The organism is Echinicola marina (genome assembly GCF_020463795.1).
Taxonomy (GTDB): Bacteria; Bacteroidota; Bacteroidia; order Cytophagales; family Cyclobacteriaceae; genus Echinicola; species Echinicola marina.
Window position 1 is genome coordinate 4392206 of sequence record NZ_CP080025.1, and the last position, 15771, is coordinate 4407976.

The 15771-nt window shown below is 37.4% G+C and carries 16 protein-coding genes; 2 read left to right on the top strand and 14 right to left on the bottom strand.

Annotation, left to right across the window (positions count from 1 at the left end; genetic code table 11):
* On the bottom strand, positions 1-1893 hold the full coding sequence (locus KZP23_RS17705; protein WP_226333116.1) for a site-specific DNA-methyltransferase: 1893 nt from the start codon (positions 1891-1893) through the stop codon (positions 1-3).
* 11 nt (positions 1894-1904) lie between these two features.
* Complete coding sequence (locus KZP23_RS17710) at positions 1905-2195, bottom strand: helix-turn-helix domain-containing protein (protein ID WP_226333117.1); 291 nt, start codon at positions 2193-2195, stop codon at positions 1905-1907.
* 257 nt (positions 2196-2452) lie between these two features.
* Here KZP23_RS17710 and KZP23_RS17715 point away from each other — a divergent pair, with 257 nt between their 5' ends.
* Together KZP23_RS17715 and KZP23_RS17720 are read left to right on the top strand one after the other, a co-directional pair.
* Entirely contained in the window at positions 2453-2878 is a 426-nt protein-coding gene (locus KZP23_RS17715; protein WP_226333118.1) for a helix-turn-helix domain-containing protein, read from the top strand.
* A 196-nt stretch (positions 2879-3074) separates the two neighbouring features.
* Positions 3075-3263, top strand: a complete 189-nt coding sequence (locus tag KZP23_RS17720) for a DUF2683 family protein (RefSeq protein WP_226333119.1) — start codon at positions 3075-3077, stop codon at positions 3261-3263.
* A gap of 149 nt (positions 3264-3412) precedes the next feature.
* On the opposite strand, the gene KZP23_RS17725 is transcribed toward KZP23_RS17720, so the two are convergent.
* The 12 genes from KZP23_RS17725 to KZP23_RS17780 all read right to left on the bottom strand — a co-directional run bounded on the left by KZP23_RS17725 (position 3413) and on the right by KZP23_RS17780 (position 15768).
* Complete coding sequence (locus KZP23_RS17725) at positions 3413-5818, bottom strand: S8 family serine peptidase (RefSeq protein ID WP_226333120.1); 2406 nt, start codon at positions 5816-5818, stop codon at positions 3413-3415.
* A 2-nt stretch (positions 5819-5820) separates the two neighbouring features.
* Positions 5821-6195, bottom strand: a complete 375-nt coding sequence (locus KZP23_RS17730; protein ID WP_226333121.1) for a hypothetical protein — start codon at positions 6193-6195, stop codon at positions 5821-5823.
* Positions 6196-6490: 295 nt separating this feature from the next.
* A complete protein-coding gene (locus KZP23_RS17735) occupies positions 6491-7675 on the bottom strand; it encodes a relaxase/mobilization nuclease domain-containing protein (RefSeq protein ID WP_226333122.1) in 1185 nt (394 codons plus the stop codon).
* Positions 7665-8009: a plasmid mobilization relaxosome protein MobC gene (gene mobC / locus KZP23_RS17740; protein WP_226333123.1), complete on the bottom strand. Its 345-nt coding sequence runs from the start codon at positions 8007-8009 to the stop codon at positions 7665-7667. The genes KZP23_RS17735 and mobC overlap by 11 nt, the downstream gene beginning before the upstream one ends.
* 97 nt (positions 8010-8106) lie before the next feature.
* The gene (locus tag KZP23_RS17745; RefSeq protein WP_226333124.1) at positions 8107-9045 is read right to left on the bottom strand and encodes a toprim domain-containing protein; all 939 of its coding nucleotides are present in this window, start codon (positions 9043-9045) and stop codon (positions 8107-8109) included.
* Between the two features lie 162 nt (positions 9046-9207).
* Complete coding sequence (locus KZP23_RS17750; RefSeq protein ID WP_226333125.1) at positions 9208-10410, bottom strand: virulence-associated E family protein; 1203 nt, start codon at positions 10408-10410, stop codon at positions 9208-9210.
* A 109-nt stretch (positions 10411-10519) separates the two neighbouring features.
* Positions 10520-10798 carry a helix-turn-helix transcriptional regulator gene (locus tag KZP23_RS17755; protein WP_226333126.1) on the bottom strand — a complete coding sequence of 93 codons (279 nt, stop codon included), beginning with the start codon at positions 10796-10798 and terminating at the stop codon, positions 10520-10522.
* 101 nt (positions 10799-10899) lie between these two features.
* Positions 10900-11730, bottom strand: coding sequence for a hypothetical protein (locus KZP23_RS17760; RefSeq protein WP_226333127.1), 831 nt, complete (start codon positions 11728-11730; stop codon positions 10900-10902).
* A gap of 5 nt (positions 11731-11735) precedes the next feature.
* Positions 11736-12878, bottom strand: coding sequence for a site-specific integrase (locus tag KZP23_RS17765; RefSeq protein ID WP_226333128.1), 1143 nt, complete (start codon positions 12876-12878; stop codon positions 11736-11738).
* Between the two features lie 166 nt (positions 12879-13044).
* Positions 13045-14427 carry a tRNA uridine-5-carboxymethylaminomethyl(34) synthesis GTPase MnmE gene (gene mnmE, locus KZP23_RS17770; protein ID WP_226333129.1) on the bottom strand — a complete coding sequence of 461 codons (1383 nt, stop codon included), beginning with the start codon at positions 14425-14427 and terminating at the stop codon, positions 13045-13047.
* A 204-nt stretch (positions 14428-14631) separates the two neighbouring features.
* Positions 14632-15090: a thioredoxin family protein gene (locus KZP23_RS17775; protein WP_226333130.1), complete on the bottom strand. Its 459-nt coding sequence runs from the start codon at positions 15088-15090 to the stop codon at positions 14632-14634.
* Positions 15091-15462: 372 nt separating this feature from the next.
* Positions 15463-15768 carry a cold-shock protein gene (locus KZP23_RS17780; protein WP_226333131.1) on the bottom strand — a complete coding sequence of 102 codons (306 nt, stop codon included), beginning with the start codon at positions 15766-15768 and terminating at the stop codon, positions 15463-15465.
* Between the last annotated feature and the right edge of the window lie 3 nt (positions 15769-15771).

Consider the following 15771-nt stretch of genomic DNA (forward strand, 5'->3'; position numbering starts at 1 on the left):
TCAGATCACTTTCATTTCTGTTTCTGGACTTAACTGCTTTAGTAACTGACGGACATTCACCTTGGCGGTATCGTTTTTAAAGCCGCTGTCTCGGAATACCACCCTAAGTGGTTCATCCTTGGCGATTTCTTTGGCAAAGTCTTCATCGATGCCCTGATCAAAACAGGCATAAAGGGAATTTTCAGCTACCATATAGACTTTCTTTCCAATAATATCCCTAGTCCTGATTTTTAAGCTCAGCGAAAGTCCCCAGTCCAACATGATCTGTGCCAGCAAATCATCCGGTGTACGGTCGGGCTTGACATTATCGGCAAAGGCATCCAACTGGCTCTGCTGATAGTCCTGAGGACGGTAATAGACATCCTGCATATTACTGCTGTCCAGACGATAGACACGGAAACCGTAATCAATATCCGCATTGGTTTCTTCCTTGATCTTTTTTGCTGCTCTTCGGATTCGTTCTTTGCCTATTTCGCTGATATTTTTGTAACCTGCTTTGTAGGCATCACTTTTTTCATCCGTTTCTTCAGGAAGTTGTACTTGGATATATTTTCTTTTTCCGGAATCTTCGGCATTCTGTTTTAAAATAGCGTGGGCCGAGGATGCAGACCCAGAAAAGAAATCAAGAATAATGTCGCTGTCTTTCATTCCCATCCTGACAGCCTTTTGGATTAGGCTAAATGGTTTTGGAAAGTCAAAAACTTTATTCTTCATTAAATCTTGTAAGTATTTACTTGCTTCATCAGTTGTTCCAGTCTCTTGTCTGGTCCAAAAATTTACTGGAACCATTCCTTTATCCATTTCAGACAAAAATCTTTTTAATCTTGGGTAGGTATTTCCTCCATCCTTTCCCCAATAAAGTCTATTCTCTGATTGATGTTTTTGGTATTTGGAAAATTCATACTTCCATGCATTAGTCGGGTGAACTACTTTTTCTCCAGTTATTGGATTAATTAGTTCGTATGATAAATTAGGTCTTTGTTCCTTTGTTGCTGGATTAACGTATGATACACTTGTCCAAACCCCTCTAGGATCATTATCAGGATTTGAATACGTGGAATCCGCTTTTTCATTTCTTGGTTCCTTTATTTCTGAAAGAGAATCTGATTTTCTAAAACATAGTATATGCTCTGTCAGGGTAGCAAAAGTTTTTGAATTATTGCTTCTAGTAAAGCGCTTTTCCCAAACGATACTAGTTAGGAAATTACTCTCACCAAATATCTCATCACAAATTTTTCGAAGATTGTGAACTTCATTATCGTCAATAGAAATAAATATGACTCCGTCTGAAGTCAATAGGTTTCTAGCTAATTTCAATCTAGGGTACATCATGCTTAGCCAATCAGAGTGGTAGCGGCCAGCAGTGGCAGGATTATCCTTTAGTCCAGAAAGTTTTTTGCCTTCTTCATCAACAAGTCCGCTTTCTAGGTCAGATTCTTTAGCCTTTTTTTTGAAGTCATCTACATAAACAAAATCATTTCCGGTATTATAAGGAGGATCTATATAGATCATTTTGATCTTACCCAAATAACTTTCCTGAAGGAGTTTTAGCACTTCCAGATTATCTCCTTCGATATAGATATTTTCGGTATTGTCGAAATCCACTGAGTCTTCTCGTACCGGGCGCAGGGTTTTAGTAGTGGGCAAATTGGCGGTGACGATGGCTTCTCGTTTTCCGGGCCATTCCAGCCGGTAGCGCTCCTTGATGCCTTCCACTACAGCATGGCTAAGCTCTTGCTTCAGCAGGTCGAAATCTATGCTTCTGCTGAGCTCAGTGCCATTGGTTGTTTCCACTTCTGATTCGGTGATGCAGTTTGGAAAAAGTTGAGCCAGTTTATCAAAATTTTCTTTGACCAAGTCTGGGGACTTTAAGTCCAGTTTATCTATACTCATATCGCTAAAGTTCAGATTGAATGGTTTTTATTATAGGTTTGCAAGGCTAAGCTGAGGGCTTGTGGAATATAGGCTTCTCCTTCGGTGGTTTTCAGGATTTTATCCGCCAGCCATAAGGTTAGTAATTCTTCCTGGGACTGATGGAAGATTTTAGCCAGCTCGATAATATCTTCTTTTCTAAAAAGGCGATCTCCACGCTCCATTTTACTGAGTAGTGCTGTATCCATGTCCAGCTGTGCGGCAAGCTGCCGAAGCAGGATATTTTCACCTTCACGGAGTTCCCGTATTTTATCTCCAATCATTTTAAGTCTATTTGATTATTGACTTGACAAATTTTGACTAAAATAGGAAATTATGCGAGGATTTCAGCTGGGATAGCGAAATATTTTATCAGTTTTGAAGGGCAAGAATTTTCCTGGTCATAGAGACATTCTGAATGACACATACTAAAAACAATAAACGGTTTTTAAACCCTTAATCAGGACATTCTATCATTCCTTGTTTCCATAATATTCCATTTTTCGTAACTTGTACTTTAGTTTTTTAGCAACCAAGCCATATGACAAATTCAACTTCAAGAAATATCCATCAAGGAAGAAATATCAAACGCTTTAGGGAAATGCTCGGTATCAAACAAGATTCCTTGGCACACGAAATGGGAGAGGATTGGTCTCAAAAGAAAATTTCCTTATTGGAACAAAAAGAGACTATCGAAGAAGACATTCTCCGCCAAGTTTCTGAAATCCTTCATATCCCTGTCGAAGCCATCCAAAATTTTGATGAAGAGCAGGCGGTGAATATTATTTCGAATACCTTTCATGCTAACGATAGCGCCACAGGCTTCATATATAATAACTATCCTACCTTTCATCCTGTAGACAAGTTGATCCAGCTCCATGAAGAGAAAATCGCCTTGTATGAGAGAATGTTAAAGGAAAAGGATGAGATGATGGCAAGATTAGAGCGGTTAATTACTAATAAATAGAATTTTGCCAAGTAGACTTGAATAATTTTATCTACTGCTTGATTTACTAGTTTTTGACTTTGGTTTAATAGTAGGTATATATAGATATAAATCTATGTGAATATGGACATATTTGTATATACAGATATAGGAATATATGCATATATAAGTATCTTGAAATAAGTGAATTGTATATCCAAATCTATAAAATAGTTAAATGGAAACTTTCCTAATCGAGATAGAAGATCAAGAAAAAGCGGATGCCATTAAAGCTGTGTTAAAAGCACTTAAAGTAGAGTTCAAGGTTTCCGCTGATTCTTCTGAATCCAAGCGGATTGCAGAAAGTGCTGCCCAAGGGTATAAGGAGATGCTGGAAATTGAAAAAGGGGAAAAAGAAGCTAAATAATACCCTTCATTCAAAGAAATATAATATTTCTTTCATCATCATTAACAACCATTATATTTTCAGGTAAAAGCATGGCAGCTAATAATATCTGCCATGCTTTTTAAAATTTTTCTTTATACTCTTTCTACTTACAGATAGATTCGAACCCTTTATCTTTCAACTCGAATCTTTTCACGTATGATACCTTCTTTGTGAATTAAATGAATATAATAAAATCCATTTTTTAGATCTCTTACATTTATACTTGTTTTTAATGTTGAAACCTGTTTCGAAATCATTTCATCCCCTGATGGGGAATATATTTTAAGTTCATATAAATACTCACCAGTATTTTCAAGACGAAAATCCGTTGTATCTACTTCAACAGTGAGGTTCTCTGAAACAGGATTTGGATACACATTTAGAGCCATTTGATTGTTACAGGAAGGATCAGAAAAACACTGGCAATAATATCCGTCTGTGTAGGCATTAATAACATGACTTGTTGAACAAGTCCCATCAGACATTTGCAAAGTAAGATTAAAATATTCAGGATCATCTGACAGTACCGCTACTATTCGATCTCCATTTTGGACAATCCATACATTTGGATTATCCACTGACCAAGTATAGGTAACTCCTGGAATATCAGGTGCACTCCAATACGGATTGGCATGACATGGATCCTGTCCCGGAGGAAAATAGGTTATTTGTGGCTGCCCAGGCCAAAAGTTTTGGGAAATTTCTACATCTCCACAATCACTTGAAACATTAAAGGTTATTTTTGGAGTTCGGCCGGTATAAGTACTTGCAAATAGTTCAACAAATGCAGATGAGCCAGTACCATTACTATTTGTAAAAGGAGAAGTCGGGGTTACAGACCATGTAACGGTACTCCCCGCAGGTGTGTTTGGAAGTGTAAATGTTCCACTACCTGAACATAGAAGGGAAGAACCAGAAACAGTCGGTAGCGCTGATTGCAATGCAGCTTGGGCATTTAAACGTCCGAATCCGAATGTATTATCAAAACCACTGCTCCCCATATCTGTAGCAGTCTGCTGTAAAATATTTCTCATTTGCGGTTCTGTCAAACTGGGGTTAACCGATAGCATTAATGAAGCAACACCCGATACTTGTGGACAAGCTGCAGAGGTACCACTAAAAGTATCTGTATAATTGCCCGCGTTATAACCGTTAGCTCCCATCCTGTCTGTAGTAGTTAAATCAGCAAGCTGACCTACACCTCCTGATGGGGCAACTAAATCCATCTCCGGTCCTCGACTACTGTAGTTCCATATTGTTCCACTTGGAGCGATGGCACCAACAGTTATTACACCTGGGACATTTGCAGGAAAGTTTACACCACTATAACAATCGTCGCAACCAAAATCTGAATGATTATTTCCAGATGAAAAGACCACTAAACTCCCTAAATCACCTCTTCCTTCTGTTCTTGCACGGCCAATCGCATCTTCGATATTATCAAACCACGCACCCTCATTACGATAACTCCAGGAATTGCTTAATATATCTGCTTCTCCATCTTCCCAAGCCCAGTCTATTGCATCCCTTATATCTTCGCATGTCTCATTAGAAACAGAAACGAGTTGGCCATTTTGATCAACAAAAGTAGTATAATCATTAAAAATATTTACGGGAATAATATCTGTACATGGGGCAATACCGGCTATTCCTACATTGTCTTGAGAAGCAGCAATGATTCCTGCACATGCTTGACCATGACCTATTATAACATTCGTTCCTAAGGGAACTGGAAAGACAGGAGCACCAAAGCCAGTTGGATCAGTAGGAGTGAAACCTTGAAGGACTCTTCCATCAATATCTTCATGGTTTTCAACTCCATCATCAATAACAGCTACCCTTACTTCACCTACCCCCGTAGAAATTCCCCATGCTTGTGGTGCATTGATATCAATATTATTTCCTTGGTTAAGGTAATATTGATCAGGATATAAGGGGTCAGTAGGGGTATAGGGAATTGCAATTTGATTTTTTAAAATCTGAGCACGAAAATTTGGATGGCAGTAATCCACTAATTCACTTTCATAAATCAAATTGGATAGACTGAGAACTTTGTCCCAATCCTTAATTACTATTTTGTAAGTGTTGTGCTTTTTTTCTTTCAATGACTCATACTCATCTTTTATTAAATTTAGTATACTATCAATATGAACCCCATTCTTTGGTTTAAGTAAAATTTCTCCATTTGTAAAAATGGGGTTGTCGTCATTCATAAAAGTTAACCCATATGCACCAGATTCAATTTCAGGGTTTTCATCTAATATTCTTTTAATATCTAAATTAGCATTTTTAGATTTAACGATAATTTCTCGTTTTGATGTTTTACTAACAGAATTGGTGAGATCTTTTTTTTTGATTTTTGAGACCAATGCTTCCATGTCTATGTCTGGTCTCCCCCTTAAAAGTATTGAGTTTTTATCCATAGATAAAAAATTCTTTTTCCCATTTGACCAATAATAGGTCTCTTCTCTTGAAATTGAAGATATTATAAAAACAATAAGTAAAAGGATAAAAAAAGTTTTTAAGTGTTTCATTTTTAGGGACATTTTATGGTTGAATAATCATTTAATTTTACATATGGTACTGGTACAGGGAAAGTGTTCGAAGGGCAAATTTGACTTTGGTATTCTGGTTTTTCGTCTGTGCCGTAAAGACTATAATTGATATATATTATCTCGTCCTTGGGTATTACTGCCCCCGTAAACTGGACAACATTATCATATTTTTGTTCGTACCAGTCTAATTCCCTGCCCTTTACAGGGCCGCTTAGAATCTGAACAATATTTACATTATAACATGACTGATATCCAATTACCTTAGCCTTTATGCATCCAGGATTTGGCACTTCTTCACATCCTGAAAAGATGAAAATAGCAATCAATGCTAGGAGAAAATTTTTTGGATTTTTCATAGTATACAAAATTTAGTATAGAAATCTTTTTTCTACATAGACGGAAGATAAAATGCTTTCGCGACATCAAAACAGCAAATTTGGATTATATTATTTAGTAAAATATTATCAATGAATGATAATCTAATTCATATTTCTCTTGAAAAATGCATCCTTTCATTTAAATATATTAAATATTTTTTTTTTTTAATTCATTTATATGAAAGGAATAGTCAATTTATTCAAATTTCTTATTCAAGAATGATTCGAGGTAGCCAAGCATGAATGTTAAATACTTAGCTGCTAACCATACATATTAAATCCCTCTCCCATAACTTTTCTTTTTCTTCTTCTTTCTTTTCCTTTGAGGAGCCTCCTCTAAATTCCCAGTAGCCGGAACAGGACCAAGCAACTGGCTAAGGCCAGCAATGGCACCATAAGCGCTAAAAAGGCTATTTTCACGACCTGTATCATCTGAGAATGGGATTCCTTTAGCCCAGTCTGTCCCTTGATAAGCTGATCCATCCTGGGATCTGGTTTCGGCTGTGGTGAGCGAATGCTGTTGATCTGATTGTACAAAGCCTTCTGATTCTTTATGATCTGCACTTGGTTTTGCTGAAGTTCCACCAAGCACTTTATCAGTTCCTGAAATTCTATCCTGACCTTTTGATGCTCCTGAGGGGTATTTTGCCCTTGTTTGTTCATTTGCTTTGCTAATTTCCTTGCTGTCTCTAGTTTGCTCATAGTTTAATTTTTTTGATACATTTCCCCATTTAAATTGATTCCCCAAAGCCTGTCCTTTGGCTGTAAAACCATCAAACAAATAGGATATTCCTGATACCCTGCCCGTACTGGCCTGATTGAAAAGGACGTTTATCCCTTCTTTTTCCAAATGTTCAATAAATGAGGGGATATTATTGGCTTGTTTCAAGGCTTCGTTTACCTTTTCCTGTAGCATCATCCGTTTGGATGGCTCACCAGTTCTCAATACCATTTCTATTTCATCCTTATTAGCTGCTTTAAGCGTAGCTTCTTGACTACTTTTGACTTCCTGGAGGCCATATTTCTTTTCGAGTTCCCTGATCAGCTTTTCACTCCGCCTGAAATTATTGCTATCGGATACCACCCTTCCATCAAATCGGTTCCTCAGTGCCAGAATATGGCAATGCGGATGTTCGGTATCATGATGTCTGAAAATGAAATAGGCGTTATTGTCAAAGCCCATTTTCCTCATATACTCCTCAGCAATGGCCAGCATTTTATCATTGGTCAAGCTTTCCTCTTTACCAAAGTTCAGACTGGTGTGATAGGTATTTCTGGTCAATCGGGGATTGAGGCTTTTCATTATATCCAGTTCCTTTTTCACCATTGCCCTTTCAGTACTGCTAAAGTTAGTGGCTAGCAGCTCAGCCCTTTTTGTAATGTCCTTATCGTGGAGTTTTTGAAAATTGTATTCAAAGGCCCCCATAAACGATTTTCCTATGGACTGTTTAGCGATCATCGAGTAGACATTTTATGATATAATCCAATTTATCCGAAAGACTGTCTAAAGCTTTCAATCGCTCATCGGAAACATTGAACTTTGAATTATAATGTTTGGCGATCTGGTTGATATTATTGCCAATCCTCTTCAGCTCCACATAAGTCTGCAAATCCAACTTTGGGACTTTTGCCTGAGGGAGCCTGTTCTTAAACACACAGGATCGAACCACATTCGCAGCTGGTAAATTGGAGATTTCACAAAGGCTCGCCAGTTGCCTTACTTCCTCATCATTCATTCTGAAACTGAACCTGACTGTCCTTCTTTCTTCATTTGATATTTTTGGTCTTGCCATCTTATTTTGAAATGAACTAAGTGAATTTTCATTTTCTGAGCAGAGCGAAGCAAGCGTTTCCGTCAGACGGAAACATGGCTTGCTTCGCAAAGCGACCCTATCTTCCCAATCCAAACTTTCGCTCCTGGACCACCTTCTCATTGAGATCTTTATGCAGATCGTAGAGCCTGCTTTTATCGAAACAATTGACATTGGTTTCCAGTAGCTCTTTGGTCACTTTCTTTCCTGCTTCATCCCGGTCAAGGTATAGTTCAACTGTTTGAAAGCTTTTGAAATATGGCAAAGCCTCCTTGACATTTGAAAGGGAATTAAGTATTAGAAAACAAGTAGCCTTACAAGAAAACTTATTCATCTGGACAAAACTCATCAGATCAAATATTCCCTCGAAAACGGATAGTGTAGCAAAGTATTCGTTTTCTACATCTCCATAAATACTGACCCCCTGTCCAGAACAGCCTTTCCAATATTTATTGCGGATCGACCAGCCATTGGAATTTTCATTTCCTACCCCAAAGTATCTTTTCCCATTCATGACAAAATATACCTCCTTACAAAAGTGCTGAGCGATGAGTGGAGATATTTGCCTGGAAACCAAGTAATCCGAAATAGCCTTGTTGGTTCCAATGGGCTTGGTGTTAGTCACCTTAATTTTAGGTTCTATTTTGATATCCTCAAGAATGGTTTGCTGTTGAAAAGAAAAAGATTCAAGTTTAAGGTCTTTCAGTTGGTTCAAAGCATCCTCAACAGAAAATGAAGGATTCAGCTTTAAGATCAGGTCAATGAGGGTTCCTCCTGAATTATTGTCCCCATAATCAATCCATAGGTTCACTCTATGATCGACTTTAAATGAGGGTGTTTTTTCTTCTCTTATTGGGGAAAGATAATAAGAGCACTGCCCCAAGTTCCTTTTAGGATGGATTCCCAGGGCCGAAAGGTATTCGGAAATGCGGATTTTATTGGCTTGCTTACAGTTCATGGTTTGTATCGTTTGATTGTTAAAATTGACAATGGTGCCTACTTCCTTACTACATATCATTTAGATTGTTGTTTATCAGTATTTTAAGTGTAGTATGCGGACTGTAATTGGGATAACTTCACCCTTCTACACTAACTACATTTTTGACTTTGTAGTAAGTGTAGTGGGTTTAATTTATTTAAGGTCACTACCATTAATCAATAGATATTCAATAGGTTATATTTATTGTAGTAATGTAGTAGGTGGATTTCTATATTTTATATGGTATCCCTTTACGGGATATGTTTTATTGTTATAGCCTCTTTTTGACCCTTGTTCAAACCCAAGTCTTTTCAAGGCTTTTCCAATTTCTTCCCTCCTCAATTTTAATATTGATCCTTCAGCCTTATTCAAGTACTGCAGTATGTCAGAAGGGGTAAGGAAATCATCATCTTTATCTCCTGGGACTAGATGTTTCTGGACAAGTTCAAACTCCATTGTGATCGTGCTGTACTGGGCATTGGCTTCTTCATTCTCCGCTATTTCCTCAGCAGACATATTATAATCAAAGCCGTTTTTGTATAGCGAATAGGCCTGTGACCAAACCAGATTGATATCTATTTCCTTTTTGTAGGCCCAGTTGATCCCTTTCAGGGTAAAGCATAGCCATCTTACACTACCGGTATCATCAGTTAAGAATTCAGACTTATTTTTGGATCCAATAATAGAAGCCCGTCTTGGCTCCATGCTGGGTTTTCTGTCATACGGATGCCGGACTTTGATATAGGATCGGCTCATCAGGCTTTTTTGTGCATTGATTTCCTGCTTGTTTAAAGTTGATAGCTCATCCTGTATAATCAGAAAGTTTTGACAAAGTGCTATTAGGCTGTCCTTATCAATGGAAATGTTTTCAGTTTGGTACTCAGAAAGATCGGGTGGAGTTAGAAACCTAGTTAGCGTGGATTTCCCACTGTTTTGTTTGTCCTGGACTAGGATCAAAGCTTGTTTATTAAAGTACTGATCATCCAGACTGCAAGCCACGCACCGCACCAACCATTTTTTGAACTGGATTATGAACCTATCAGAATCCTGGACATGGATATAACTGGCGAATCTTTCTATATAGTCGCCATGTTCATGTTCTATCCAATCTTTTTCATGCTTTTCAAAATAAAGTTGTAAGGGGTTGACCTTCGGTATGTAATCAGAGCTAAGAAATGAATTGATATCGGCAAGAGAGGTGTTATGTCCGGCAGCTTTTGCTTCAATCAGCAAAGTGTGTGGGTTCACTCTATAGAAGTGGTCTTTTTCTTTCTCACTAGCAAAGACCTCATAGACTACCACATTATTGATAAAGTCATATTTGCTCATTAAATAGCGGATCATCTTAACCATCGGGTAATTGGAATTATCATCCAACTGTTTGAAAGGACTTCTTTTCTGCATGGTTCTACATCTAATGGTTTGAAAATGAATGCAGAAACAGTATCTTTACAGTGTCAAACAGGAATACTATTTCCACAAAATACAAGGCGGATTTCTTCGGATTTCCGCTTTATTTTTTTCTGGCATATAGAAATGCTTCCCTTTTGATTTCGGACTCAGATTGGTGGGAATTTTGAAGAAGCCAAGCATCGATTTTTTTGCGTTCAAAAAATAATACCTTTCCATTGGGTTTGGAATAGGGGATCTTTCCTTCGTGTACGAGCTTATAGATAAAGGACTTTTTAAATCCTGTATATTCACATAGCTCTTCCACATTCAAGATGTCTTTCAGACCAAAAATGAATTTCTCAATACGATTGAGTTTGCTTAAGATTAATTCGTTTTCCATTGCTGTCATTTGTTTTGTTCTATGCAGCAAAAGAATGTAAAGTATATCATCAAAATTTTCTAGGGTTAAGGTACATTAACCTTTTAACCTAACATATAAACCTATTTATTGAAAATTGCGTCCAAATCTTCTTTGCGTTTAGGTCCGTTTAATGATTTAGATTTTGAGGATCTTATTGAATCTTCAGTGGGTTGCTTTTTATTCCGATCATGATAAAAGATTTGAAGGTAACCATCTAAATCCAGTCCGTTAATATTTTCCTTTAAACAATCAAAAAAGTAATGAGTTTGAATATTGTCCATTTTCATTTTGAATAGGGGCTTATCTGGATAATATCCTTCCTTGAAAATTCGAATGAATTTTTTACGATTACTTATTCTTAAAGAATCATCTAAATATTCCAAAAAACCAAAACTGATAAGGCCATCAAAAATGCTTCCTAATGATTCATCATCAATTTGAGCCTTAAATTCATAATTTCTTTTGGCCACAGCATCCCTTATAAATGGAATGTATCTGCTTTCAAAATCGGATTTCCAAGTTAAATTAAGAAATGCAACCCCAGATATAAATAAAGAAATAAACAGGGAATAAAGTAAAATACTATTGGACATCGTTTCTGTGGACGGGGTTGAAAAAACTACATATATACTCAGAACCATGGGTGGCCAAAAAACAGAATAAAAAAATAACCTTGGCTTTTCCACTTTCTTCTTAAGGCCAACTATTTTTCCATCAAACATATAAGCGGCATACCAAGCGGGATATCTCCGAATCATTTTCCATGTATAAAACAACAGAATGCAAGTCATACCCAATCCAGTAGTCCAGACGAAATAGTTGAACCTGAAGTAGATAAATAAGGAGGTATAAATTATAACTGCGACAAAAATTAATGCAGCTCTTAAAAGAATTTTACTTTTTGATTTCATCGTTGTTAAAGTTTTAAATCCAAGTCAAGATTAGGGATGATGTGGGCAGACTCTCTCATTTTCTCATCCACGATTTTCGCATAAATAGCTGTAGTTTTAATTTCCTTATGACCTAATCGCTTCTGGACGGTGTATAAGTCAGCTCCATTCTCCAATAAAAGTACGGCATTGGTATGCCTGGCACTATGAAAGGTAATGTGCTTGAATACCCCAGCTCGGTTGCACCACCTTACAATTTCGTTATTATAAACGGCACTGTATTTAAGACCGTAAAACACTCTATCATGTGGGGACTGACGTTCACCTAATAAATCCCTAGCCTGTTTAGAGATATAAAGGTATTCCACACCATCTGTTTTCTTTTGTCGAAAATTAACCCTGAAGGTATTGTCGTCCTCGTCCCGAACCTCTGACCAAGTAAGGCTATTGATATCAGACCACCTAAGACCTGTTAAACATGAAAACAAAAAGGCTTTTTTCAGGACCTTGTATTTACACTGGGTGTTGGTGAGTGCCTGTAGTTCAGAGAATGTTAAATACTCCCGTTGGCTCTCTGCCTGTTCAAAAGATTTGACCCTAGCAGCGTAATTGATATTTAAATACCCTTCATCAAAGGCACTTCTTAAGCAAGCTTTGAATTTATTAAAGTAAGAGTACTTGGAATTCATGGAGAGGGGGATATCACTTTTGGTACGGGCTTTCTCCTCAAAGTACCTTCGGACACTTTTGGTAAAACTATCATCGACCTCATCAAAAAGAAAATTAGGACTGACACAGTTTTTCAGGTGAACAAAGGTGGAAGTCCATACCCCATAGTTTTTCTCTGAATGGGCTTTTTCCTCCATTTTCTCCTTAAAAAAATCCAGAAAAGGCCGCTTGGACTTGCTAATGTTTTTTACATCAAACTTTCCTTGAATATAGTCACTTTGCCGGATAGCCAGGATGCTTTCTGCCAATTGGAGGTTTTCCTTGTTCTCTTTCTTTTCACTAGCATTCTTTGGCTTTTGGTGAAGGTAAATTTTCAAGAACTCAAAATCCCTCAAATGGATTCTTTTTCCCTTCTCATCTGTGGTAGAGCCTTTATAGTACTCTATATAAAGACTCTGCTTTCCGTTCTGTAACTTTTTCTTTTTTAAGGATATCTTCATAGTACGGAGATGGTTTAAAGTTGAACATTTGTACAACCATTTTATATAAGGTTGTACAAATGTTGTAACCAATGTACTAACAAAGAAAATTAAAGTCAAACCAAAAACAGTTAAATAACTGATTTACAGACTAAAGTAAAGCATTGAAAAATAAAGGAAAGTAAATTTATTTACCGATACAAAACTTACTAAAAATATTAGCCAGCAAATCATCTGTGGTAATCTCACCGGTAATCTCTCCTAGAAAATGTAAGGACCTTCTGATATCCATGGCCATAAAGTCATTGGTGATTTCATTGTCTATGCCATTCAATACATCCAATAAAGATTCGCGGGTTTTGACCAATGAATCATAATGACGGATATTGGTCACTACCGTATTGCCGGTTTTAAACTTATCCAAATTTACCAATTCCAAGATCTTATCTCTTAACTCGTCCAGGTGCTCTTTCTTACCTGCAGAAATAAAAATCACATCAGGATATTTTGACTTTAACTCGCTGACAAATTGTTTATTGGACTTGTCTATCTTATTCGCTACTTTAACAAAAGGCACACCCAGATTTTCCAGTTTATTGACATCTCTATTGATCTCTATCATATCAGTATCGGAAAGGTCAAAGAGATAAAGTATTAATGAAGCGGTCTTCATTTTCTCCTGGGTCCTGGATACGCCAATGGCCTCAATAGTATCAGTAGTTTCTCTTAAACCAGCTGTATCTATGAAGCGAAAAATCACCCCACCAATATTAATTTCGTCTTCGATAAAATCCCTTGTAGTTCCGGCAATATCAGAAACAATGGCTTTTTCCTCATTCAATAGTGCATTGAGTAGTGTAGACTTCCCGGCATTGGGCTTACCGGCAATCACCGTTGGAACACCATTTTTAATCACATTGCCAAGATCAAAACTAGCAATCAGGTGTTCTACCACCCTTAATAACTTCTCCACCAAATCCTGTAAATCAGAGCGGCTGGCAAATTCCACATCTTCTTCAGAGAAATCCAGTTCCAACTCAATCATAGAAGCAAAATGGATCAGCTTATCCCTTAATTCCTTGATTTCCCCGCTGAAACCACCACGCATTTGATGCAAAGCTGCCTGGTGCGAAGCTTCAGAATCGGAATGGATCAAATCAGCAACAGCTTCTGCCTGGGCTAAATCAAACTGTCCATTGAGGAAAGCCCGCTGCGTAAACTCTCCGGGCTTGGCAGGCCGTGCTCCTTTTTTGATAAACAGCTTGATAACTTGATTGATGATATAGGAGGAGCCATGTGTAGAAATCTCCACTACATTTTCCTTGGTAAAGGATTTGGGGGCCACAAACAATGAAACAAGTACCTCATCAATGATCTTTTCTCCATCCCTAATCGTGCCATAATGAATGGTATGTGATTCTTGTTTTTCTAGGTCCTTGCCCGAAAACACCTCATTGCATAGCTTGATGGCATCCTTACCCGACAATCTGATCACCGCGATAGCGCCTACTCCCTGTGGGGTCGCAAGAGCGATAATAGTATCTTCTTTTTCGCTGATTGAAAAAGCCATTTTTTGAAATTTATATGCTAGAATTTATTGCAAGATACAAGACGAGCTTTAGATGATTGTAATTCGGCACCTGATATTAATTATAGTCTTGAGTATGTAGTCTTGAGTATTGAGTATGTAGTCTTGAGTATTGAGTAGGGAGTATTGAGAATTGAGTAGGGAGTATTGAGAATTTAAACTCAAGACTCACTACTCCAGTCAATACTAATTACTTCCTGTAAATCGCTCAATGGTACTTCCCAAGTCCCTCAGGAAAGCAGTTGGTTCCCTATATCCAGGCAACTGGGTGATGTTTTCCATGGCAGCATCAATGATCACAAAGTTAGGGTAGGAGCTGACCCGCATGGACCTGGCCATACTTTCTTCGGTGTATTCATTGCCTCTAAACTGAAAGGTTTTCTTATTGTTTTCTGCATTCAGTTTCACCGCATAAAAATTGGCATTGATATATTCAATCACTTTTGCATCGGTAAAGGTCTCCTTGTCCATTTTTTTACACCAACCACACCAGTCTGTGTAAACGTCCACAATTAACATTTTGGGTTCTTCTTGATTAAGGGCTGTAGCCTCTTCAAAACTGTACCACTTGATTTCAGCCTTTTCCTGGGCATAAAGACCAGTAGCACAAATCATTAATATAAATATGCCTAATATGTGTTTCATTCTATTCATAATTATTAGCTAAAACTAAGCATTTTCAAGCTTAGTTCCTTATTTCAATCATTTAGGTAGGCTAAATTCTTCTAAAAGCTTTAAAATGGCTATTGGACAACTCCCAGTTTTTTAGACCATAAAGCTAAATACCTTCCATATTAATATTGTCCAGTTTATTTGATAAGACTATTTAAAAAGTGCTTGAGGATTAAAAAAACTCTTAAGGTCTTAACAAGGGCCAGAGCTGAAATGGATATCCACAAAAATCTTTGTTTATATGTCTGAATCTGTGGATAATTGAAACATGAAAATTCAAGCAAACTAACTCCATTAATAAAACAAAAGCCATTCCAAGACTCTGGTAATGGCTTAATTAATCAATTATTTATCTCTATCATCATTATCAGACCTTCTCCGATCTGGATTATAGGGTCTCCTGCTTTGATGCCCCTCTGCTCTTCTTCTTTCATCCGAACTTGGCTTCTTTTTATCATCTTTCTCAGTAGGCGGCTCAGGCGGTGTGTCCGAGATATTTCCAAATTCGTCCACATAAGCAATCATATCTTCCAGTTTACCGCTGGTTTCCTGTTGCTTTCTTTCCAAGCGGTTTTCCAATTTTTCTCTTTTCTTCTTTGCTTTTTTGTCTGCCTTCTGCTTTTTGATAAAGCTATTATTCGATCTTGCCATATA